The sequence below is a fragment of the Enterobacter sp. AC1 genome (genome assembly GCF_050434705.1).
Taxonomy (GTDB): Bacteria; Pseudomonadota; Gammaproteobacteria; order Enterobacterales; family Enterobacteriaceae; genus Enterobacter; species Enterobacter cloacae_L.
The window spans coordinates 26,777-48,402 of record NZ_JBNDIZ010000004.1 but is presented as its reverse complement, the minus strand read 5'-3'; the positions used below and the strand labels follow the sequence as shown (position 1 = coordinate 48,402).

Sequence of the window (21,626 nt, the reverse complement as noted above, 5' to 3'; positions counted from 1 at the left end):
TACCGGACGGTGCGCTAATTAAATGATCTGCTGGTTTGCCATAACTGCGAACATCGTTCTGCCAGTGCCTGAGCCGGATCCCAGGTGAGATGACGAAACGGAGCCCTGGCAGCCTCCAGCGCAACAGGCACTTCGGTACAGGCCAGCACCAGTTTTTGTGCACCACGGGCAAACAATGCGTTGGCCTGCAACACCAGCAGTTCGCCACCGTCAACCAGCGCGCCACGCTTTACCGCGTAGCAGCCCGGTACAAACCATTCGGCCAGCTCCTCGGGGGTCGGCACGACGACCTCAATAGCCTGCGCGGCCAGTCGTTCCTGATACCAGCCCGCGTCCAGCGTGCCTTTAGTGGCAATGACGCCAACCCGCTGGGGTTTTTCATCAGCCTGCGACAGGGCATCCAGCGTCGCATCAACGATATGCAGAATAGGGGCGCTGCTGGCTTCACTCAGCGCGTCGTACCAGTGGTGAGCCGTATTACAGGGGATTGCGATATGGCTTGCCCCCGCCTGGTTAAGTTTCTCGACAGCGTGAAGAAGCTGCGGCAAAGGCGACGGGCCCGTACCCGCCAGCGCGTTCTGGCGATCGGCAATTTGCGGTACATTCCAGACGACCGTTGGAATCTGCTGCTGGTCGCTCTGCGCAGGCGTAGCCTCCAGCAGGCGACGCAGAAAATCCAGCGTCGCAAGGGGGCCCATACCACCCAGCACGCCAAGCAGAAAAGGCTTAGCCATGCTCCAGCACCTGACGATAGCCAAATAGCCCTGCTGATCCACCCGTGTGGATAAAGACAATATTTTCATCCTGGCGGAAGTGTCCTTTGCGGATCAGATCGATAAGCCCGGCCATCCCTTTTGCGGAGTAAACCGGATCGAGCAGGATACCTTCATGGCGGGCCAGCAGCCGCAGCGCTTCAAGCGTGCCCTCCGTCGGCAAACCGTATCCGTCACCGACATAATCGCTGTTAGCGACGACCGCATGCCGCGACAGTTCCCCCGGTACGCCCAACAGATCCAGCGTTCTGGATGCCAGATTCCAGACGTTCTCTTCCTGTTTATCTTTGGGTGCCCGCACGCTGATGCCGAGCACCGGAATGTGGCTGTTGGTGGCGGTGAACCCCGCAACCAGCCCCGCCTGCGTACCGGTACTGCCCGTTGCATGGACAACGTGATCGATGCGCAAACGACGCTCTGATGATTGGTAAAGCAGCTCCTCCGCACAGGCGACGTAGCCCAGCGCCCCGATGGGGTTGGAACCTCCGCCCGGAATAACGTACGGACGGTGGCCTTGTTCGCGAAGCGTTGCGGCGTACTCTTCCATCGCCTTTTGCATATCGCTACCGCCTGGCAGATGTGCGACAATCTCGCCGCCCAGAAGGGTATCCAGCAGCACGTTACCCGAGCGCTGATAATCCTCACCAAAATCAATCACGCGTTTTTCAAGCAGCGCTTTTGCCTGCAGGCCAAGGCGTGCGGCACCGGCGATCGTTTGACGTACGTGGTTAGACTGGGTTGCGCCCTGCGTCACGATGACATCGGCTTTTTGCTGCAGCGCATCCGCCAACAGAAATTCCAGCTTGCGGGTTTTATTCCCGCCGCTTGCAAGGCCCGTTGCATCGTCGCGTTTTATCCATATTTTGGGCCCGCCTAATAATTGGGTTAAATTATTTAACGGTTCCAGTGGGGTAGGAAAATGACCGAGCGAAATTCGGGGAAAACGGGCCAGATGCATAAACGCTCCTTGCTGAAAAGGGGGCTTTATAAAAGTGAAATTCACTATACACATCTGAATAACACGGCTAATCAAAAATAATAAATAACGATTACCGGAAAATGAATAAGCAGGAAAAACGGGTTGATAAGGCCGCTATCTATTCTGTTCTGGAATGTCTTACGGCAAAAAAGAATAACCCCTTTCGTTGGAAAGGGGTTATGGGGACGAAATTACTGCGCGGTATTTTTTTTAGCTGCACGCTTCGCTTTGGTCGCGGCCGCTATTTTCTGCGTTTTAGCGGAAGGCTTTTTCGCTGAGCGAGCTTCTTTCTTCGCCGCCTTCGGCTTCTGTTTCTTCTCGCCGCGGAACGCGCTGTCCGGCTCGAAGTTTACCTTCTTGCCCGCCTGACGACGTTTACCGCCGCCCGGTTTACCGTTACCGGTTTTTTTCGCCCTTTCACGCTCGGTTTTACCGACGTTACGCGGCGCGCGCTCGCTGGAGATCAGGCTGAAGTCGATTTTACGGTCGTCCATATTCACGGCCTCGACCTTCACTTCCACACGGTCGCCCAGACGATAGGTCTGACCGCCGGACTCACCAATCAGGCGCTGACCGACCTGGTCGAAGCGGTAATAGTCGTTATCCAGGCTGGAGACGTGCACCAGACCGTCAATAAACAGCTCGTCCAGACGAACGAAGAAGCCAAAGCCGGTCACGCTGGCAATCACGCCTTTGAAAACGTTGCCTACCTGATCCAGCATAAAGTCACACTTCAGCCAGTCCGCCACGTCGCGGGTTGCTTCATCGGCACGACGTTCGGCCATGGAGCAATGCTGGCCCAGCTGCAGCATCTCTTCCATCGAATAGTGATAGCCACCGGTTTCGGTGGTGTTCCCTTTATGGCCCTGCTCCTGCGCCAGCAAATACTTGATCGCGCGGTGCAGGGAGAGGTCAGGATAACGACGGATCGGCGACGTAAAGTGGGCGTAAGACTGCAGCGCCAGGCCGAAGTGGCCGCGGTTTTCCGGATCGTAAATCGCCTGCTTCATAGAACGCAGCAGCATGGTCTGCAGCATTTCTGCATCAGGACGATCGCTAATGGATTCCAGCAGCTCGGCGTAATCGCGCGGCTCTGGCTTGTTGCCGCCCGGCAGCTCCAGACCGAGTTCGGCCAGCACGGAGCGGAACGACGTAATGGCTTCCGTGGTCGGCTTATCGTGAATACGGAACAGTGCCGGCTCTTTGGCTTTTTCAACGAAGCGTGCCGCCGAGATATTTGCCAGGATCATACACTCTTCGATCAGCTTGTGCGCATCGTTACGCTGGGTCTGTTCGATACGCTCAATGCGGCGTTCAGCGTTGAAGATAAACTTCGCCTCTTCGCTCTCAAAGGAGATCCCGCCGCGCTCTTCGCGCGCCTGGTCCAGCGTTTTGTAGAGGTTATGCAGCTCTTCAATATGTTTGACCAGCGGCGCGTACTGCTCGCGAAGCTCCCGATCGCCCTGCAGCATATGCCAGACCTTGGTATAGGTCAGACGCGCATGCGAGCTCATTACCGCTTCGTAGAACTTGTAGCCCGTTAAGCGCCCTTTGGTGGAGATGGTCATCTCACAAACCATACAGAGGCGGTCAACCTGCGGGTTCAGGGAGCACAGGCCGTTAGACAGCACTTCCGGCAGCATCGGGACAACCTGAGACGGGAAGTAGACCGACGTGCCGCGACTGCGCGCTTCGTTATCCAGCGGCGTATGCGGACGGACATAATAGCTTACGTCAGCGATAGCCACCCACAGACGCCAGCCGCCACCGCGTTTTTTCTCACAGTAAACGGCGTCATCGAAGTCGCGGGCGTCTTCTCCGTCGATAGTGACCAGCGGCAGGGAGCGCAGATCCACGCGGCCCACTTTGGACTCTTCCGGCACTTCTTCGCGCAGGCTTTCGATCTGATCTTCAACCGCTTTCGGCCAGACGTAAGGGATCTCATGGGTGCGCAGCGCCATATCAACGGCCATCGTGGTGCCCATGTTATCGCCCAGCACTTCGACGATTTTACCTACCGCTTTGGTGCGACGGGTTGGGCGCTGGGTGAGTTCTACCACCACCACAAAGCCCATGCGTGCGCCCATCACCTCTTCAGGTGGGATCAGGATGTCGAAGCTCAGACGGCTGTCGTCCGGCACCACGAAGCCCACGCCCGCGTCGGTAAAGTAGCGGCCAACAATCTGGCTGGTTTTTGGCACCAGAACGCGCACGACGCGCGCTTCGCGGCGACCTTTACGGTCAGCGCCCAGCGGTTGCGCCAGGATCTGATCGCCGTGGATACACATCTTCATCTGCTCAGATGAGAGGTACAGATCGTCTTTGCGCCCTTCCACGCGCAGGAAGCCGAAGCCATCGCGGTGACCAATGACGGTCCCTTTCAGCAGATCGAGGCGTTCTGGCAGCGCGTAGCACTGGCGGCGGGTAAAGACCAGCTGCCCGTCACGCTCCATCGCGCGCAGACGGCGGCGAAGGGCTTCAATTTGCTCTTCACCTTCAATGTTTAATTCAACGGCAAGTTCTTCACGATTGGCGGGTTTTTCGCGTTTTGTTAAGTGTTCAATGATGAACTCGCGGCTGGGGATAGGATTCGCGTATTTTTCGGCTTCGCGTTCCTGGAAAGGATCGTGTGACATGTCGGTTCCTCCGTTGTCAGCTCCGGTGGAAATTTTCTTCATTCCACCAGCAATAATTTATAAAGCGGTTGATTCTCTTCAACCAAATCGGCCAGCGTGTAGTTATCCAGCTCCATGAGAAAACTTTGCACGGCCTTAGAAAGCGCCTGTTTCAGGCGACAAGCGGGCGTAATGTGGCAGAACTCGCTGCTGCAGTTCACCAGAGATAATGGCTCCAGTTCACGTACCACATCGCCAACACGAATACTCTGTGCCGGTTTACCGAGACGGATCCCACCATTCTTCCCGCGGACGGCAGCTACGTATCCGGCACGGCTAAGTTGATTGATTATTTTGACCATATGATTACGGGATACGCCGTAGACCTCTGTCACTTCAGAGATACTGGTCATTTTCCCATCGGGTAACGACGCCATGTAGATCAGCGCACGTAAGCCGTAATCGGTGAAACTTGTTAACTGCACATCAACCTCAGGAAAAAGGGAAATCGCGGACAAACCGCAGAGATATTCATTAATGATGATAAACCAGCCAGATAGTTGGCGGCTAATTTATTTGACAGACGGGGCGAAAAAGCGGAGATCCAGGAGCGGTCGCCGGATGGCGCTACGCTTATCTGGCCTACGGGTCACCCCGCAGGCCAGAATTCACGAAGATTATGCGTCGAACGGGTCGCGCAGGATCATCGTTTCAGTACGATCCGGGCCGGTGGAGATAATGTCGATCGGCACTTCGGTCAGTTCTTCAATGCGCTTGATGTAATCCAGCGCCGCCTGCGGCAGGCCGCTACGCTCTTTCACACCGAAGGTGGTCTCAGACCAGCCCGGCATGGTTTCGTAAATTGGCTCGATGCCTTCCCAGTCGTCAGCTGCCAGCGGAGTGGTGGTCACTTCGCGGCCATCTGGCATACGGTAGCCTACGCAGATTTTCACTTCTTTCAGGCCGTCCAGTACGTCCAGCTTGGTCAGGCAGAAGCCAGACAGGGAGTTGATCTGCACTGCACGACGCACGGCAACCGCATCCAGCCAGCCGGTACGACGACGACGACCGGTGGTCGCGCCAAACTCGTTACCCTGCTTGCACAGGAACTCGCCGGTTTCATCAAACAGCTCGGTCGGGAATGGACCCGCACCCACGCGAGTGGAGTACGCTTTGATGATGCCCAGAACGTAGTTCACATAACGTGGACCCAGGCCAGAGCCGGTCGCCACGCCACCTGCGGTGGTGTTAGAGGAGGTTACGTACGGATAGGTACCGTGGTCGATGTCCAGCAGCGTACCCTGCGCACCTTCAAACATGACGAAATCGCCACGCTTGCGCGCCTGGTCCAGCAGATCGGATACATCAACAACCATACCGGTCAGAATGTCTGCAATCGCCATGACGTCATCCAGCACTTTCTGGTAGTCAACAGCGTCAGCTTTGTAGAAATTCACCAGCTGGAAGTTGTGATATTCCATCACTTCTTTCAGTTTTTCAGCAAAAGTTGCTTTGTCGAAGAGGTCACCCACGCGCAGACCGCGACGTGCAACTTTATCTTCATAAGCCGGGCCGATACCACGACCGGTGGTACCGATCGCTTTCGCACCGCGTGCTTTTTCACGCGCAACGTCCAGCGCCACGTGATAATCCAGGATCAGCGGGCAGGCTTCAGAGAGCAGCAGACGCTCACGAACAGGGATACCACGGTCTTCCAGACCTTTCATCTCTTTCATCAGCGCAGCTGGAGACAGCACCACGCCGTTACCGATGATGCTGGTGACGTTTTCGCGAAGAATGCCTGATGGAATAAGATGGAGGACGGTTTTTTCACCGTTGATTACGAGAGTATGGCCTGCGTTGTGACCGCCCTGGTAGCGTACAACATATTTAGCCCGTTCAGTCAGAAGATCAACAATCTTCCCTTTACCTTCGTCACCCCATTGGGTGCCCAGTACGACGACGTTGTTACCCATTTTTTCAAAATCACCGTTTGCTTAAAAATGGATTCTACCATCGCTTTTTCAGATATACAGCACTTTTTGACCTCAAAGCACGCCAAATCCGACCACTTTTTGATCAGCCAATCGTTTTCCTCAACATGTAGTAGATCACGATGCCAGCAACCACAAGACCGCCACCAAAACGACGCAAAATATTATCCGGAAGTTGACTCATTGTGGCGATCATACGACGCCATGCGCGCGGATAAAGCATCGGCCCCAGTCCTTCCAGGACTAATACGAGCGCCAGTGCCAGCCAGATCGTTGAATTCATTTTTAATCCTTATAAAAGAAAACCACCGCTCCGTTGGGAGCGGTGGTTTGAATACTCAAACGAGCCTGAGTTTATCGCGTTGCGTTAGTCGGCGTCTTCATATAACGGAAGAAATCGCTATCCGGGCTGAGCACCATCACATCCTGGTTGCTCTGGAAGCTATTCTCGTAGGCGCGCAGGCTACGGATAAAGGCGTAGAAGTCGGGATCCTGGCTGAAGGCATCAGCGAACAGCTTGGCGGCTTCCGCATCACCCTCACCGCGCAGAATACGGCCCTGACGCTCAGATTCCGCCAGCGTCTTGGTCACTTCGTAGTCCGCTGCGGCACGTAGCTTCTCAGCCTCTTCCTGACCCTGTGAACGGTGACGACGGGCAACCGCTTCACGCTCGGCGCGCATACGGTTGTAAATCGCCTCGGACACTTCCACCGGCAGGTTGATCTGCTTGATACGCACGTCAACCACTTCGATACCCAGCGCGGCCATACTGTTCGGGTTGATCACCGGCACTTTGCCGTTGGTTTCAGCCTGAACGCGTTCTGCCGCTTTGGCAATCGCATCATCTGCAGCCGGCGTAGAAACTTCGTCTTCCGTGCCCGCTGTACCGGAGTTCAGCGCATCACGCACTTCCAGCGTCAGACGACCGCGGGAGTCGGTCACGATATCTTTCACATCCAGACGACCAATCTCAGAGCGCAGACGGTCAGAGAACTTACGTTTCAACAGCACTTCCGCCTGAGAAACGTCGCCGCCGCCTGTCGCCAGGAAGTAACGGCTGAAATCACTGATGCGCCATTTGATATAGGAATCCACGATCAGGTCTTTCTTCTCTTTGGTCACGAAACGGTCGGCCTGGTTATCCATCGTCTGGATACGCGCATCGAGCGTTTTCACCGACTGAATGAAAGGCACCTTGAAGTGCAGACCCGGTTCGTAAATCACCGGGCGTTTGTCACCATCACGCACGACGCTGCTGAACTGGAATTTGATCCCACGCTCGCCTTCTTTCACCACAAAGATCGAGGTATACAGCACGACCAGTACGATGACGATGATCGCAATAACTGACTTACGCATCCTTATTCCCCCTGACGCTGGTAGTCGTTACGCTGCGCGTTAGCACGGCGTTGGTCCATAATGTCACCATCGTTCGAAGAAGGCGTTGTGTTCGCGCTGGCGTTACCTGAAGAGGCTGGTGGCAGACGCAGCAGGTTATTCGCACCGCTGGTGTCTTTCGCAGCCGGTGCAGAACCGCCTTTCAGCATCTGATCCAGCGGCAGGACCATCAGGTTTCCGCCTTTGCTGTCGTTAACCAACACTTTGCGGGTGTGGCTCAGCACTTTTTCCATGGTCTCGATATAGAGACGCTCGCGGGTAATTTCCGGAGCCGCTTTATATTCCGGCAGGATTTTCGCGAAACGCGCCACTTCACCCTGGGCTTCCAGGATGGTCTGCGTCTTATACGCGCGCGCTTCTTCAAGAATACGCTGCGCCTGACCGTTAGCACGCGGCTGAACTTCGTTGGTGTACGCTTCCGCTTCACGGATGTACTGCTGTTCGTTTTCACGGGCAGCAATGGCGTCATCAAACGCGGCTTTCACCTCTTCCGGCGGACGAGCGGCCTGGAAGTTAACGTCCAGCAGGGTAATACCCATGTTGTACGGACGAATGGTCTCTTCCAGCTCACGCTGGGTATCGCTACGAATAACGGTACGACCTTCGGTCAGAATGCGGTCCATGGTGTATTTACCGATCACCCCGCGCAGGGCGCTATCGGTCGCCTGGCGCAGACTGTCATCGGCGCTGGTCACGCTAAACAGATAACGTTCAGGATCGGTGACGCGGTACTGCACGTTCATCTCAACGCGCACCACGTTCTCATCGGACGTCAGCATCACACCCGATGCCGCCAGTTCACGAACAGATTCCACGTTTACCGCGGTCACGTCATCAATGAAAGTCGGCTTCCAGTTCAGGCCCGGCTCAACCAGATGGCTGAACTTACCAAAACGCGTAACGACGCCGCGTTCCGCTTCTTTAATGGTGTAGAACCCGGTAGCAGCCCAGATGATTACCACGGCGGCGGCAACAATGCCCACCACGCGGCCACCCATTTGCGGGCGCGGCCCCTGGGTGGAATTTCCACCTGAGCCAGAGCCTTTACCTCCGCCAAGACCACCAAGCTTCTTGCTTAGCTTGCGGAAGATATCATCCAGATCCGGCGGCCCCTGCTCGCGACCACCTTTGTTGCCATTTCCCCCAGAGTTGCCGCCTTGATTATTGCTGCTTCCCCACGGGTCGCGGTCCTGTCCGTTATTACCGGGCTGATTCCACGCCATGTATATGCTCCATATTTGTTATGCAAGGGCGAATTATTCAGGCATCCCCTTTCTGATCAGACGATATAGTCCGCCAGCGCAGGTTCTTGTTTACAGAGGCGACGCCAGTCAACGATCGGCATACGCACCTGCATCCCCACGCTGCCGTCATCCTCCATCCACTCTTTTTCTATCGCCTGAAGCTGATAAAACCGGCTGCGCAGCCTGCCTTCCTGTGGCGGCAATCGCAGCGTGTGCTGGGCTACCTCACCGGAAAGACGTTCTGTCAAAGCCTGGAAAAGCAGTGGCACACCAATACCGGTCTGGGCAGAAAGCCAGACCCGAATCGGTTTGTTCTCTTCATCTCGGTCGATACGCGGCTCGAAATCTTCCAGCATATCGATCTTGTTCATCACCAACAGGGTTGGGATCTCGTGGGCGTCGATCTCTTCAAGCACCACGTTTACCGCGTCGATGTTCTCCTGCACGCGGACGTCTGCAGCGTCAATCACGTGCACCAGCAGGGTCGCCTGTCGCGTTTCCTGCAGGGTCGCTTTAAACGCCGCGACCAGGTCGTGCGGCAGATGGCGGATAAACCCTACGGTATCCGCCAGCACCGTCTCGCCGACGTCGGCAACGTCGATACGACGCAGCGTTGGGTCCAGGGTCGCAAACAGCTGGTCTGCGGCATACACCTGGGCCTCAGTAATCTGGTTAAACAGGGTGGACTTACCGGCGTTGGTATACCCCACCAGCGACACCGTCGGAATGTCGGCTTTTGAGCGCGCGCGGCGCCCTTGCTCACGCTGTTTCTCAACGCGTTCCAGACGTGAGAGGATCTGGGTAATACGGCCACGCAGCAAACGGCGGTCGGTTTCGAGCTGGGTTTCACCCGGACCGCGCAAACCAATCCCGCCTTTCTGTCTTTCAAGGTGGGTCCAGCCACGCACAAGTCGCGTCGCCAGATGGCGCAACTGCGCCAGCTCAACCTGCAGCTTACCTTCGTGGGTACGTGCACGCTGAGCAAAAATATCTAAAATCAAACCCGTGCGATCGATAACACGGCATTCGCAAAGACGTTCCAGGTTACGTTCCTGAGCCGGAGACAGCGCATGGTCAAACAGCACGACTGACGCGCCGGTTGCTTTTACGGCATCCGCAATTTCAACTGCTTTACCTTCACCAACAAAATACTTTGGGTGCGGCGCTTTACGGCTACCGGTAATCACCTGCATTGCTTCGACACCGGCGGAAGAGACCAGAGATTCAAACTCCTGGAGGTCTTCCATATCTTTGTCTTGCGAAAAATAGATGTGTACCAGCACCGCCTGCTCACCGGCATCATAACGGTCAAACAAGCGTATAATCCTCAAAAAAGATCAGCGGGGAACGCAGGATCGCTGGCTCCCCGTGTGGATAACAGCGCGAAACCTTACTCGGTATCTTCGCTGTCCTGCGCTGGCGTTGAAGAGCCCTGCGCGTTGCTGCCATGATGGTAGTTACTACCAGTGCCGCCGCCAGCGTTATTGCTGTGATGAGAGACCGGACGAGACGGAACAACAGTAGAAATAGCGTGCTTGTAAACCATCTGGCTGACCGTGTTTTTCAACAGGATCACAAACTGATCGAAAGACTCAATCTGACCTTGCAGCTTAATACCATTCACCAAATAAATAGAAACTGGAACACGTTCCCGACGCAATGCGTTCAGGAACGGATCTTGTAAAGATTGCCCCTTAGCCATTCTATCTTTTCCTTATATGCTTGTTTTGTACTTAGAACCTTGCGATTCTGAAAAATTGCGCACGATACGACTCAATTGTACACATTCAGTGAGCGATATCACCAACAACCTCAATCACTTCGTTTAACGCCTGTTGTGGTTTTTCACTGTCTAACCAGTGAACCCCCTCCCAACCGCGCAACCAGGTGATCTGGCGCTTCGCTAACTGTCTCGTGGCGCAAACACCTCGATAAACCATTTCATCGTATGAAATCTCACCTTCAAGATACGACCACATCTGGCGGTATCCCACACAACGAATGGAAGGCATGTCCGTATGCAAATCTCCACGGGCAAATAGCGCCCGCACTTCTGCTTCAAAATCTGAAGCTAACATCTGATGAAAACGCTGCTCAATTCGCTGATGGAGCAGTTCACGGCTCGCCGGGGCGATGGCGAACTGATGCACCTGATACGGCAGAGCGTCTCCTGACGTTTGCGTCAGTTCCGTTAAAGTTTTACCCGAAATGAAAAAAACTTCCAGTGCCCGGGAAAGCCTTTGCGGATCATTTGGATGGATTCGCGCTGCCGCAACCGGGTCAATCTGCGCCAGTTGCTTATGCAAAACGTCCCAACCCTGCTCTGCCGCCTGCTGCTCAATTTTCGCTCTTACTTCCGGGTCCGCTGATGGCAGAGGAGAAAGCCCCTCCAGCAGCGCCTTGAAATAAAGCATGGTTCCGCCAACCAACAGCGGTATACGTCCCGCCGCCGTTATCTCGGCCATCTCGGCTAAGGCATCCCGGCGGAAATCCGCTGCGGAGTAGGCCTGAGCCGGGTCGAGAATATCCAGCAAACGGTGCGGTGCCGCGCGCAGCTCTTCTGCGTCAGGCTTCGCCGTGCCGATGTCCATCCCTCGGTAGATGAGGGCGGAGTCGACGCTAATCAACTCTACAGGCAAAACTTTACGCAACTCAATGGCTAGCGCCGTTTTGCCGGAGGCCGTTGGGCCCATTAAAAAAATTGCCTTAGGCAGGCTCGCCTTACTTACGTCAATCATGTTTCAGGGCGTTCATCGCCGTTTGTAAATCAACAGGTTGTAATAACCCACCCGGCGGCGTCTTCACCAGATGCGGACAGAGGCGTTCCACCTCCGCCAGCACGCTAATGGCCTGTGCCATACTCCACGGCGCGTGTTCGCTTGCCAGGTGGCGGGCGATCCACTGCGCGGTGTTAGCGGCATCAAACGACGTTTGCTGCGCCAGGTAGCCTATCAGTTCAGGAATCAAGTTTTGTAAATTTTGTTGGCGTAAGGGTAAAGGCACTGCACGAATTGTCACATGTTGTGGTTCGAGCACCATTTCTATACCCATCTGCGCCAGCTGAGGCTCGGCGCGCTGCAATACCCTTGTTTCTTCAGGGGATATTTTCAGACGAACCGGGATCAGCAGCGGCTGCGCGCAGGCCGCATTTTCGCCCGGCGTGAGCTGCACCTGTTTGAGCCAGCGTTCGGCTACCGGCAGTGCCAGAAGCATCAACTTACCGTCACGTTCAAGCAGTGCCATATCCGGTGCGATAATCGTCAGTACCCGGCCAAAACTCTGGCTGTGACCGTCCAGCGACGGCGGCGATACCGGGATAGACTCATTACGTTCCACGGCCGGCGTTTCCAGCAGTTTGCGATACAACGCCCCCTGCTGCTTTTGATAGCCAGGTTGGGCATTCGGGTAGTTCGCTCCCGTCGGGCGCGGTGCGGCCCCTGCCGAGGAGAAACGCGGGGCTTCCGGCTCACGTGCGGCAGCAGGCTCAGCAAAATGGTTACGACCCGCAGCGACGCGGTTTTCCGGGAACGGGCGCGGCGCAGGCTCTGCGTTTTCCAGCGGCAACGTGGGTTCAACCCGCTGTTGCAGCACGCTCAGCACGCCCTGATAGATAAAATCATGCACCAGTCGTGACTGGTGGAACCGCACTTCGTGCTTGGCAGGATGGACGTTCACATCCACCTGATGCGGGTCGATCTCCAGATACAGTACGAAAGCGGGTTGCTGATCGGCCCCGAGCTTGTCTTCGCAGGCCTGGCGAATGGCGTGATTAATAAGACGGTCGCGCATCATGCGTCCGTTCACGTAGCAATACTGAATCTCCGCGAACGCCGCGCTGCTGGCGTTCGGGTCAGCCACCCACCCGCGCAGCGCCAGATCGCCATGCTGCCACTCAATGGCCAGCGCCTGTTCGAGAAACGGCGTACCGCAGATTGCCCCTAAACGGCGCTCTTTCTGCCCGCCTTCTGCCACCGCGCGATACTGGCGCATCACCTTGCCGTTGTGGCTGAGGTTAATGGTGACATCGAAACGCGCCAGCGCGATGCGACGTATGATCTCGTCGATATGGCCGAATTCGGTTTTTTCGGTACGCATAAACTTGCGTCGGGCGGGAGTGTTGTAGAACAGATCCAGGACTTCCAGCGTCGTACCGACAGGATGCGCGGCGGGTTTGACCGTCACATCCATATCGCGCCCTTCGGCGTAAGCCTGCCAGGCTTCCTGCTGTTCAGCGGTGCGGGAGGTCAGCGTTAAGCGCGAAACCGAGCTGATACTGGCCAGCGCTTCGCCGCGAAAACCGAGGCTAAGGATCGCTTCCAGGTCATCCAGAGAGGCAATTTTACTGGTGGCGTGTCGGGCCAGCGCCAGCGCCAGCTCGTCTTTTTTAATGCCGCAGCCGTTGTCGCGAATGCGAATAAGCTTCGCGCCACCGCGTTCGATATCAATATCGATGCGGGTCGCGCCCGCATCGAGGCTGTTTTCCACCAGCTCCTTCACCACCGACGCAGGGCGTTCCACCACCTCACCGGCGGCGATTTGGTTCGCAAGCTGCGGCGGTAGAACCTGAATCGGCATGAATTCTCCTTAGTTTGTCGCAGTCATCTCGCCCGGCAGCGCGGCACTGGCCGTCTGAGCTGCCCCGCCCTGCGGCGCGGACTGCAGAGGATGCGCCTCAAAATATTTGCGCAAGCCGTTATAAATCGCTTCGGCAATTTGTTGCTGATAGCTATCGCTACCCAACAAACGCTCTTCACTGTTATTGCTGATAAAGCCCGTTTCCACGAGGATCGATGGAATATCCGGCGAACGCAGAACCCCCAGGCTCGCATGTTCCGGACGGCGCTTATGCAATGCCCCGATGCCCTGCAGCTGGTTCAGTACGTTAGTGGCGACATCATACCCGACGCGCTGGGAATGGCCGAACTGTAAATCCAGTACCGCCTGGCTGAGATACGGGTCAGACTGGCTATTAGCCAGCACATCACCCGCACCGCCCAGCAGTTCAGACTGTTTCTCATGCTCTTCAAGCCAGTTTGCCATTTCACTGTTGGCCCGACGGTTCGACAGCACCCAAACCGAGGCGCCGGTCGCACTGCGATTCGGTGCGGCATCCGCATGAATGGAGACCAGGAAATTGGCGTTTTGCTTACGCGCCACGTCCGAGCGTCCCATGACGGAGATAAAGTAATCCCCGTCGCGGGTTAACACACCTTTAAACATCGGATCGTCGTTTAACAGCGCCCTGAGCTTGCGGGCCACCGCGATGGTGACGTTTTTCTCCCGCGTACCGCCCGGGCCAATCGCCCCCGGATCTTCCCCGCCGTGACCCGCATCAATGGCGATAATCACCTTGTCACCGCTGACCGTCGCACGTCGCGCACTGGCCGCCGGACGCGTCACCGTATTGCTGCTGGTTGCCGCAGTAATGCGATCGTTCTGAGATTTAAACGGATTACGCGCAGGTTCTGAAGGACGCGGCGTATACACCGGTTCTTCCACACGTTTAGCAACGACCGGCGGCGGTGGAGGCGGTGGCGGCGCGTCGGCATTGATCGTAAAGACCACCGTGTAGTTCGCCCCGTTTTGCTGCTTCACCGCCTTCGTTTTGCCCTTTTCGGTCAGATCGACCACCAGGCGTAATGACTGGCTATCCTGGGGCGTGCCCGAACGGATACTTTTCACCAGGTTGTTACCGCTGAACCGCAGCGGTAACCCCTGGATCACGCCTGTCTGTTTGATATCCAGCGCCACGCTGTGGCTGTCTGGCTGTGAGAACGCATATTCAGGATCGCCCATAAAGCTGAACGTGATCCGGGCCTGGCTTTCGCCGTTTGATACCTGAATATCTGAGAGGTTTGCAGCCCCGGCCTGCGCGCACAGCAGCACCGTGGCAGCCAACAACCAACCTTTAACGCGATTTATCATCCCGTCATCCCTACGCTTAACCGGCCAGACGGGCCAGTAAGGAACAGCCTGATGAGGAAACTGCACTGATGCGTGCCTCACGCCCTTGTGCCTGGTAATCTAAGTGAATTTCGACATCCGGGTCAGGCAACACACCCGCACCTTGTTGCGGCCACTCCACCAGGCAGATGGCATCATTGGCAAAATAATCACGGATCCCCATAAATTCCAGCTCCTCAGGATCCGCAAGGCGGTATAAATCGAAGTGGTACACCATAAGATTTTCAAGGGTGTACGGTTCTACCAGCGTATAGGTTGGGCTTTTCACATTCCCGTTATGCCCTAACGCCTGCAAAAAACCCCGGCTGAAGGTGGTTTTACCCGCACCTAAATCACCATACAGATAAATGACGGTTGCCCCCTGACAGGCCTGCGCCACGCGCTTGCCGAGTTCTAAAGTGGCTTGTTCATCAGGTAAAGAAATCGCTCGATTAGTCATTTTCTACGTCAATCACATCCGGGTTAACAACACGCCGCAGCGTGCAAAAGAGATCGGTGGCCAGCATACCGCGTGTACCGTAACGCGCAGCCAGTGTATCTGCCGCGGCACCGTGAGCCACGCAGCCCGCACAGGCTGCATCATAAAGGGGAAGTTTCTGTCCAAGCAACGCGCCAATGATACCGGAAAGCACGTCGCCCATTCCGCCACTCGCCATGCCCGCATTTCCGGCATCAATAATGCCCAGTGCCTCATCGCTGGCGACAACGGTTCCTGCCCCTTTCAAAACAGCAACACCTCCGTAACGTTTTACCAGACGCTGAGCAGAAAGTAAGCGATCGCTTTCAATTTCTGCCACGCTGCAGTTAAGCAGCCGCGCGGCTTCGCCGGGGTGTGGCGTGAGAATGCGATTGTGACGCTTATCCGGATTGATTGCCAGAAGGTTCAGCGCGTCGGCATCCCACAGCATCGGTTTACGAAAATTCTCGACCTTTTGCAGAGCCTGTTTACCCCACGCCTGCTGCCCTAGCCCAGGTCCAATGACGACCACATCCGCCCATTCAAGGCTTTCCTCAAGGGTCTGAAGCGTAAGCTCATGGACCATCAGTTCCGGCCGGGCTGTGATTATCGGCGCAATATTCTCAATGCGAGTGAGTACTCGCACTAAACCGGCACCGCTTCGCAATGCCGCTTCACCGGCCATACGGATAGCGCCCGCCGTGCCGTGGTCACCGCCAACAATCACCAGCTTGCCGTGATCGCCTTTATGGGACGTCGGACGTCGGGGCGGAAGCCACTCGGCAAGCTGAGACGCATCAAACCGCGCGAGGTGCGTTTCCTGCCCGGCCAGCCAGCTCTCCAGCCCCAGCGCAGCGTGGTGTAACGCGCCGACCACATCCCGCGCTTTGCCGGTCAGTAAACCCGGCTTCAGGGCGATAAAGGTCACCGTATGCGCAGCCTGAATCACCGCCCCCGGCGTCGTCCCCGTTTGCGCTATCAGGCCCGACGGAATATCCAGCGCGACCACCGGCGCGGAATGCCTGTTAGCGCGAGCAATGAGCGCGGCAATGTTCTCGCGAGGCGCGCTGCGCAGGCCGGTGCCGAGCAGGCCATCAACAACCAGATCAACATCCTCTGGCCAGACGATATCAGCCGCGTGAATCACACCGCCTGCATTCAGCCATGCGTCTCGCGCTGCGCTAGCCTCCTCCGGCAGCGGCTTATCACTCTCAAGAGCCAGTAACGTAACGCGCAGGCCTGCTGCAACCGCAAGACGGGCAACGACGTAACCGTCACCGCCGTTATTGCCGTGCCCGCATAACACCAGCCAGTGAGCGGCCTGCGGGTACGCGCCGCGGGCAACGTTAAACGCCGCCTCTCCTGCGCGCTGCATCAGTTCATAAAGGGTAATACCGAGACTATCTGCTGCCTCTTTTTCGGCATGCCGGAGCGCGTCCGCATGCCAGATGGAATGTGGTATACTTGCGGGGTTTTTCTTCACCGTATGGTCCGTCATGTCACAGCCCCTCGATCTCAATCAGTTAGCGCAAAAAATTAAACAGTGGGGTGCTGAACTCGGCTTCCAGAAGGTGGGTATTACCGATACCGACCTCTCCGCCAGCGAGCCGAAACTGCAGGACTGGCTGGATAAACAATACCACGGCGAAATGGAATGGATGGCGCGTCATGGCATGATGCGCGCCCGTCCACACGAGCTTTTGCCGGGTACGTTACGCGTCATCAGCGTGCGCATGAACTACCTGCCGGCCAACGCGGCCTTTGCGCGCACGCTAAAAAACCCCTCTCTGGGTTACGTCAGCCGGTACGCCCTCGGGCGTGATTACCATAAGCTCTTGCGTAACCGCTTAAAAAAACTCGGGGAAACTATTCAGCAGCACTGTGTTTCGCTGAATTTTAGACCCTTTGTCGACTCTGCGCCCATTCTTGAACGCCCGATCGCTGAAAAAGCCGGGCTTGGCTGGACAGGTAAGCACTCACTTATCCTTAGCCGCGATGCCGGATCGTTCTTCTTCCTGGGTGAACTGCTGATTGATTTACCGTTGCCGGTAGACGGCCCGGTAGAGGAAGGATGTGGGCGCTGCGTGGCCTGCATGACCATCTGTCCGACGGGTGCCATCGTCGAGCCTTATACCGTCGATGCGCGACGCTGTATCTCTTACCTCACGATAGAACTGGAAGGGGCGATCCCCGAAGAATTTCGACCGCTTATTGGCAACCGAATCTACGGCTGCGACGATTGCCAGCTCATTTGCCCGTGGAACCGCTATTCGCAGCTCACGGATGAAGAGGATTTCAGCCCGCGTAAGGCGCTGCATGCGCCGCAGCTCATCGAACTGTTCGCCTGGACCGAAGCCTGGTTCCTGAAAGTGACGGAAGGTTCGGCCATTCGCCGCATCGGTCATCTGCGCTGGCTGCGTAATGTTGCCGTTGCGCTGGGGAATGCCCCATGGGATGAAGCGAATATCCGGGCGCTTGAAAGCCGTCGAGGTGAGCACCCACTTCTTGATGAACACATAGAATGGGCGATTGCGCAGCAAATCGAGAAGCGTAATGCCTGCGTTGTCGAGGTGCAGCTACCGAAGAAACAGCGACTGGTGAGAGTGATAGAGAAAGGGCTTACGCGAGATGCCTGAACTATTCACAGCCTGTGAATAAAATTACAAACTCAAGCGCCATCTGGGCTTGAGAAGAGATCAAGTGATCTCGATAACATTTTGAAATGAAAATTTATACTTAAAATACAAGGAAATACGAAGATACTATTCACCCTGCTAAGTTTTGTTCCTGTTACGCTAAAGCGCAGTTTCTGTGGATAACTCTGTTTACAAGAGTATTTCAGATGCAATAGAAAACGTCCCCAACGACTCTTTTCGCTGTGGATATTTTAGAAATAAAGAAGAATTTGGAGCGGGAAACGAGACTCGAACTCGCGACCCCGACCTTGGCAAGGTCGTGCTCTACCAACTGAGCTATTCCCGCTTGGGTGGTCCGTGCTGTGGAAGCACTTTCAAATTTTGGAGCGGGAAACGAGACTCGAACTCGCGACCCCGACCTTGGCAAGGTCGTGCTCTACCAACTGAGCTATTCCCGCTTGGGTGTTCTGGTGCTGTGCGTATCTTACGATACTTTCAAATTTTGGAGCGGGAAACGAGACTCGAACTCGCGACCCCGACCTTGGCAAGGTCGTGCTCTACCAACTGAGCTATTCCCGCAAATCTGCACTGCTTTTGTTGCTGTCGTAACGTGTAATTCTCTGTCGTTACGGGAGGCGCATTATACGAGAAATCCGTTTAGCTGCAACCCCCCTTAAAGCGATTTTTTCGAAATTCAGTTCAAGTGCTTATTTAATCGGCAAGCTGCACAATTTAGCGTCAAACTTACGCTCACGCAAGGCGCCTGGTCGCAAAATCACAGCTTAATAAAGTTTTCGCGGTAGTACGAAAGCTCCGCCACGGACTCACGGATATCGTCCATCGCCTGGTGGGTCCCCTGCTTTTTAAAGCCATCGAGGATTTCAGGCTTCCAGCGACGCGCCAGCTCTTTCAGGGTGCTGACGTCCAGATAGCGGTAGTGGAAGTAAGACTCCAGCTCCGGCATATACTTAAACAGGAAACGGCGATCCTGGCCGATGCTATTGCCGCAGATAGGGGATTTACCTGCCGGAACCCACTTTTTCAGGAACTCAAGCGTCGCCAGCTCCGCCTCGCGATCACCCATGGTGCTTGCCTTCACGCGCTCCACCAGGCCACTGCCGGTATGGGTACGCACGTTCCACTCATCCATCAGCGCAAGCTGATCGTCTGACTGATGCACCGCAATCGTTGGTCCTTCCGCCAGGATATTCAGGTTGGCATCGGTGACCAGCGTTGCAATTTCAATAATGCGATCGCGCTCGGGATCCAGCCCGGTCATTTCAAGATCGATCCAAATCAGGTTGTTTTCATCCGCGCTCATGTTATTTTCCACCCTTCTCGCATAACCAGCAGTAGCAGGTTAACTAGTATTAATTAGAGTGTATCATAGAGGTTTTGCCCATCATGGGCGACCAGGAGCCAGCGCGATTGAGTAAAAATAAACTCTCCAAAGGGCAGCAGCGCCGCGTAAACGCCAATCACCAGCGCCGTCTTAAAACCACTTCGGAGAAGCCGGAGTATGACGACAACCTGTTTGGCGAAGCGACGGAAGGCGTCGTGATTAGCCGCTTTGGTATGCATGCCGATGTCGAATCCGCCGACGGGGATATTCACCGTTGTAATATCCGCCGCACCATCCGTTCACTGGTTACCGGCGATCGCGTGGTCTGGCGTCCGGGTAAAGAAGCCGCCGAAGGCGTAACGGTGAAGGGTATCGTTGAAGCCGTGCATGAACGCACGTCGGTGCTCACCCGTCCAGACTTTTACGACGGGGTTAAACCTATTGCCGCCAATATTAACCAGATTGTTATCGTTTCGGCGATTTTACCCGAGCTCTCGCTCAATATTATCGACCGTTATCTCGTCGCGTGTGAAACGCTGCAGGTTGAGCCGATAATCGTGCTGAATAAAATCGATCTGCTGGATGACGACGGCATGGCCTTCGTGAATGAGCAGATGGATATCTACCGCAAGATTGGTTATCGCGTGCTGATGGTCTCCAGCCACACTAAAGATGGCCTTAAGCCGTTAGAAGAGGCACTGACCGACCGTATCAGCATCTTTGCGGGCCAGTCCGGCGTGGGTAAATCAAGCCTGCTAAATAATCTGCTCGGCCTCCAGCAAGAGATCCTGACTAACGATGTGTCCAACGTCTCGGGCCTGGGCCAGCACACCACCACCGCCTCGCGTCTGTATCACTTCCCACACGGCGGCGACGTGATCGACTCCCCTGGCGTGCGTGAGTTCGGCTTGTGGCATCTCGAGCCGGAACAAATCTTCAACGGGTTTGTCGAATTCCATGACTATTTAGGCGCTTGCAAATACCGCGACTGTAAACACGATAACGACCCGGGCTGCGCTATCCGTGCAGCGGTTGAGAACGGGGAAATTGCGGAAACTCGCTTTGAGAACTACCACCGTATTCTTGAGAGCATGGAAGACGTAAAAACGCGTAAAAACTTTTCTGATTCTGATAACTGACAACTAAGCTAAGCATCGCTAAAATCGTCCCCTTTTTTTCAGGTTCCGGCGGCTTCACGCCGGATCAGGAACGACAAAACAATGGCCTGGAGGCTACCTTGTTAAACGCATTTAAACTTTCGCTTCAATACATTCTGCCAAAACTGTGGCTCACTCGCCTGGCGGGCTGGGGCGCGAGCAAACGAGCAGGCTGGCTGACCAAACTGGTCATCGACCTTTTCGTAAAATATTACAAGGTCGATATGAAAGAGGCGCAGAAGCCGGATACCGCCAGCTACCGCACCTTTAACGAATTTTTCGTGCGCCCGCTGCGTGACGAAGTGCGCCCGGTAAACACCGACCCTAACGTCCTGGTGATGCCAGCAGACGGCGTAATTAGCCAGCTAGGTGATATCGAAGACGACAAAATTCTGCAGGCCAAAGGCCATAACTACAGCCTGGAAGCGCTGCTGGCGGGTAACTACCTGATGGCGGATCTGTTCCGTAACGGTACGTTTGCCACCACCTATCTGTCACCGCGCGACTACCACCGCGTGCACATGCCGTGTAACGGTATCCTGCGCGAGATGATCTACGTCCCGGGTGACCTGTTCTCCGTCAACCACCTGACCGCGCAGAACGTTCCGAACCTGTTTGCCCGTAACGAGCGCGTCATCTGCCTGTTTGATACTGAATTTGGCCCAATGGCGCAGATTCTGGTAGGTGCGACCATTGTAGGCAGCATCGAAACCGTCTGGGCTGGCACCATCACCCCGCCTCGCGAAGGCGTGATCAAGCGCTGGACCTGGCCTGCCGGTGAAGCGGAAGGCTCTGTCGCCCTGCTGAAAGGTCAGGAGATGGGTCGCTTCAAGCTGGGCTCAACCGTGATCAACCTGTTTGCGCCGGGCAAAGTGAAGCTGGCTGAACAGCTCGAAAGTCTGTCAGTCACTAAATTGGGCCAGCCTCTGGCAATCTCTACCGAAACCTTCGTGACGCCGGATGCAGAACCGGCTCCGCTGCCGCAGGAAGAGATTATCGCCGAGCACGACGCCAGCCCGCTGGTTGACGACAAGAAAGACGAAGGCTAACAACAGAAGGATCGCTGA

19 protein-coding genes and 3 tRNA genes are annotated in these 21,626 nt (G+C 55.7%); 3 read left to right on the top strand and 19 right to left on the bottom strand.

Translation table 11 applies throughout. The annotated features are described in order from the left end of the window. Nucleotides 1-14 precede the first annotated feature (14 nt). The 15 genes from M2433_RS13395 to nnr all read right to left on the bottom strand — a co-directional run bounded on the left by M2433_RS13395 (nucleotide 15) and on the right by nnr (nucleotide 16,922). Nucleotides 15-734: an aspartate/glutamate racemase family protein gene (locus M2433_RS13395; protein ID WP_429054743.1), complete on the bottom strand. Its 720-nt coding sequence runs from the start codon at nucleotides 732-734 to the stop codon at nucleotides 15-17. Then, complete coding sequence (locus tag M2433_RS13390) at nucleotides 727-1,731, bottom strand: D-cysteine desulfhydrase (RefSeq protein WP_429054741.1); 1,005 nt, start codon at nucleotides 1,729-1,731, stop codon at nucleotides 727-729. Before M2433_RS13390 ends, M2433_RS13395 begins: the two co-directional genes overlap by 8 nt. A 212-nt stretch (nucleotides 1,732-1,943) precedes the next feature. Then, nucleotides 1,944-4,388, bottom strand: coding sequence for a ribonuclease R (gene rnr / locus M2433_RS13385; RefSeq protein WP_429054739.1), 2,445 nt, complete (start codon nucleotides 4,386-4,388; stop codon nucleotides 1,944-1,946). A gap of 38 nt (nucleotides 4,389-4,426) precedes the next feature. After that, a complete protein-coding gene (gene nsrR, locus M2433_RS13380; RefSeq protein WP_010427492.1) occupies nucleotides 4,427-4,852 on the bottom strand; it encodes a nitric oxide-sensing transcriptional repressor NsrR in 426 nt (141 codons plus the stop codon). Nucleotides 4,853-5,044: 192 nt separating this feature from the next. After that, the gene (locus M2433_RS13375) at nucleotides 5,045-6,343 is read right to left on the bottom strand and encodes an adenylosuccinate synthase (RefSeq protein WP_047346433.1); all 1,299 of its coding nucleotides are present in this window, start codon (nucleotides 6,341-6,343) and stop codon (nucleotides 5,045-5,047) included. A 103-nt stretch (nucleotides 6,344-6,446) separates the two neighbouring features. Beyond that, entirely contained in the window at nucleotides 6,447-6,644 is a 198-nt protein-coding gene (locus tag M2433_RS13370; protein ID WP_003855996.1) for a DUF2065 domain-containing protein, read from the bottom strand. A 71-nt stretch (nucleotides 6,645-6,715) separates the two neighbouring features. Beyond that, entirely contained in the window at nucleotides 6,716-7,720 is a 1,005-nt protein-coding gene (gene hflC / locus M2433_RS13365; protein WP_059311860.1) for a protease modulator HflC, read from the bottom strand. Between the two features lie 2 nt (nucleotides 7,721-7,722). Further along, a complete protein-coding gene (hflK, locus tag M2433_RS13360; RefSeq protein WP_429054736.1) occupies nucleotides 7,723-8,982 on the bottom strand; it encodes an FtsH protease activity modulator HflK in 1,260 nt (419 codons plus the stop codon). 56 nt (nucleotides 8,983-9,038) lie between these two features. After that, entirely contained in the window at nucleotides 9,039-10,319 is a 1,281-nt protein-coding gene (hflX, locus tag M2433_RS13355; RefSeq protein ID WP_429054734.1) for a ribosome rescue GTPase HflX, read from the bottom strand. A gap of 74 nt (nucleotides 10,320-10,393) precedes the next feature. Next, nucleotides 10,394-10,705, bottom strand: coding sequence for an RNA chaperone Hfq (gene hfq, locus M2433_RS13350; protein WP_047346121.1), 312 nt, complete (start codon nucleotides 10,703-10,705; stop codon nucleotides 10,394-10,396). Between the two features lie 85 nt (nucleotides 10,706-10,790). Next, entirely contained in the window at nucleotides 10,791-11,741 is a 951-nt protein-coding gene (gene miaA, locus M2433_RS13345; protein WP_429054731.1) for a tRNA (adenosine(37)-N6)-dimethylallyltransferase MiaA, read from the bottom strand. Continuing rightward, the gene (gene mutL / locus M2433_RS13340) at nucleotides 11,734-13,578 is read right to left on the bottom strand and encodes a DNA mismatch repair endonuclease MutL (protein WP_429054729.1); all 1,845 of its coding nucleotides are present in this window, start codon (nucleotides 13,576-13,578) and stop codon (nucleotides 11,734-11,736) included. The genes miaA and mutL overlap by 8 nt, the downstream gene beginning before the upstream one ends. Before the next feature lie 9 nt (nucleotides 13,579-13,587). Further along, a complete protein-coding gene (gene amiB, locus M2433_RS13335; RefSeq protein ID WP_223562236.1) occupies nucleotides 13,588-14,928 on the bottom strand; it encodes an N-acetylmuramoyl-L-alanine amidase AmiB in 1,341 nt (446 codons plus the stop codon). Between the two features lie 16 nt (nucleotides 14,929-14,944). Beyond that, nucleotides 14,945-15,406: a tRNA (adenosine(37)-N6)-threonylcarbamoyltransferase complex ATPase subunit type 1 TsaE gene (gene tsaE, locus M2433_RS13330; protein ID WP_429054727.1), complete on the bottom strand. Its 462-nt coding sequence runs from the start codon at nucleotides 15,404-15,406 to the stop codon at nucleotides 14,945-14,947. Then, nucleotides 15,399-16,922: a bifunctional ADP-dependent NAD(P)H-hydrate dehydratase/NAD(P)H-hydrate epimerase gene (gene nnr / locus M2433_RS13325; RefSeq protein ID WP_429054725.1), complete on the bottom strand. Its 1,524-nt coding sequence runs from the start codon at nucleotides 16,920-16,922 to the stop codon at nucleotides 15,399-15,401. The genes tsaE and nnr overlap by 8 nt, the downstream gene beginning before the upstream one ends. On the opposite strand from nnr, the gene queG reads away from it, so the two are divergent. Then, nucleotides 16,921-18,060 (top strand): tRNA epoxyqueuosine(34) reductase QueG, encoded by a 1,140-nt coding sequence (queG, locus tag M2433_RS13320; protein WP_264439411.1) that lies wholly within the window; start codon nucleotides 16,921-16,923, stop codon nucleotides 18,058-18,060. The two genes, nnr and queG, sit on opposite strands and share 2 nt — an antisense overlap. A 270-nt stretch (nucleotides 18,061-18,330) precedes the next feature. Here queG and M2433_RS13315 read toward each other — a convergent pair. The 4 genes from M2433_RS13315 to orn all read right to left on the bottom strand — a co-directional run bounded on the left by M2433_RS13315 (nucleotide 18,331) and on the right by orn (nucleotide 19,381). Next, nucleotides 18,331-18,406 (bottom strand) — tRNA-Gly (locus M2433_RS13315). Nucleotides 18,407-18,442: 36 nt separating this feature from the next. Continuing rightward, nucleotides 18,443-18,518: transfer RNA gene (locus M2433_RS13310), tRNA-Gly, on the bottom strand. Between the two features lie 45 nt (nucleotides 18,519-18,563). Continuing rightward, nucleotides 18,564-18,639 (bottom strand) — tRNA-Gly (locus tag M2433_RS13305). A 196-nt stretch (nucleotides 18,640-18,835) separates the two neighbouring features. Then, on the bottom strand, nucleotides 18,836-19,381 hold the full coding sequence (orn, locus tag M2433_RS13300) for an oligoribonuclease (protein ID WP_045909541.1): 546 nt from the start codon (nucleotides 19,379-19,381) through the stop codon (nucleotides 18,836-18,838). Between the two features lie 107 nt (nucleotides 19,382-19,488). Here orn and rsgA point away from each other — a divergent pair, with 107 nt between their 5' ends. Both rsgA and asd read left to right on the top strand, forming a co-directional pair. Then, the gene (rsgA, locus tag M2433_RS13295) at nucleotides 19,489-20,541 is read left to right on the top strand and encodes a small ribosomal subunit biogenesis GTPase RsgA (RefSeq protein WP_429054723.1); all 1,053 of its coding nucleotides are present in this window, start codon (nucleotides 19,489-19,491) and stop codon (nucleotides 20,539-20,541) included. Nucleotides 20,542-20,639: 98 nt separating this feature from the next. Beyond that, nucleotides 20,640-21,608, top strand: coding sequence for an archaetidylserine decarboxylase (gene asd / locus M2433_RS13290; RefSeq protein ID WP_429054722.1), 969 nt, complete (start codon nucleotides 20,640-20,642; stop codon nucleotides 21,606-21,608). Nucleotides 21,609-21,626: the final 18 nt, after the last annotated feature.

What these genes read in the sequence shown, in the direction of transcription:
- M2433_RS13395 (WP_429054743.1), bottom strand. Translation starts at nt 734, where the DNA reads ATGGCTAAGCCTTTTCTGCTTGGCGTGCTGGGTGGTATGGGCCCCCTT.
- M2433_RS13390 (WP_429054741.1), bottom strand. Translation starts at nt 1,731, where the DNA reads ATGCATCTGGCCCGTTTTCCCCGAATTTCGCTCGGTCATTTTCCTACC.
- rnr (WP_429054739.1), bottom strand. Translation starts at nt 4,388, where the DNA reads ATGTCACACGATCCTTTCCAGGAACGCGAAGCCGAAAAATACGCGAAT.
- M2433_RS13375 (WP_047346433.1), bottom strand. Translation starts at nt 6,343, where the DNA reads ATGGGTAACAACGTCGTCGTACTGGGCACCCAATGGGGTGACGAAGGT.
- M2433_RS13370 (WP_003855996.1), bottom strand. Translation starts at nt 6,644, where the DNA reads ATGAATTCAACGATCTGGCTGGCACTGGCGCTCGTATTAGTCCTGGAA.
- hflC (WP_059311860.1), bottom strand. Translation starts at nt 7,720, where the DNA reads ATGCGTAAGTCAGTTATTGCGATCATCGTCATCGTACTGGTCGTGCTG.
- hflK (WP_429054736.1), bottom strand. Translation starts at nt 8,982, where the DNA reads ATGGCGTGGAATCAGCCCGGTAATAACGGACAGGACCGCGACCCGTGG.
- hfq (WP_047346121.1), bottom strand. Translation starts at nt 10,705, where the DNA reads ATGGCTAAGGGGCAATCTTTACAAGATCCGTTCCTGAACGCATTGCGT.
- miaA (WP_429054731.1), bottom strand. Translation starts at nt 11,741, where the DNA reads ATGATTGACGTAAGTAAGGCGAGCCTGCCTAAGGCAATTTTTTTAATG.
- mutL (WP_429054729.1), bottom strand. Translation starts at nt 13,578, where the DNA reads ATGCCGATTCAGGTTCTACCGCCGCAGCTTGCGAACCAAATCGCCGCC.
- amiB (WP_223562236.1), bottom strand. Translation starts at nt 14,928, where the DNA reads ATGATAAATCGCGTTAAAGGTTGGTTGTTGGCTGCCACGGTGCTGCTG.
- tsaE (WP_429054727.1), bottom strand. Translation starts at nt 15,406, where the DNA reads ATGACTAATCGAGCGATTTCTTTACCTGATGAACAAGCCACTTTAGAA.
- queG (WP_264439411.1), top strand. Translation starts at nt 16,921, where the DNA reads ATGTCACAGCCCCTCGATCTCAATCAGTTAGCGCAAAAAATTAAACAG.
- nnr (WP_429054725.1), bottom strand. Translation starts at nt 16,922, where the DNA reads ATGACGGACCATACGGTGAAGAAAAACCCCGCAAGTATACCACATTCC.
- orn (WP_045909541.1), bottom strand. Translation starts at nt 19,381, where the DNA reads ATGAGCGCGGATGAAAACAACCTGATTTGGATCGATCTTGAAATGACC.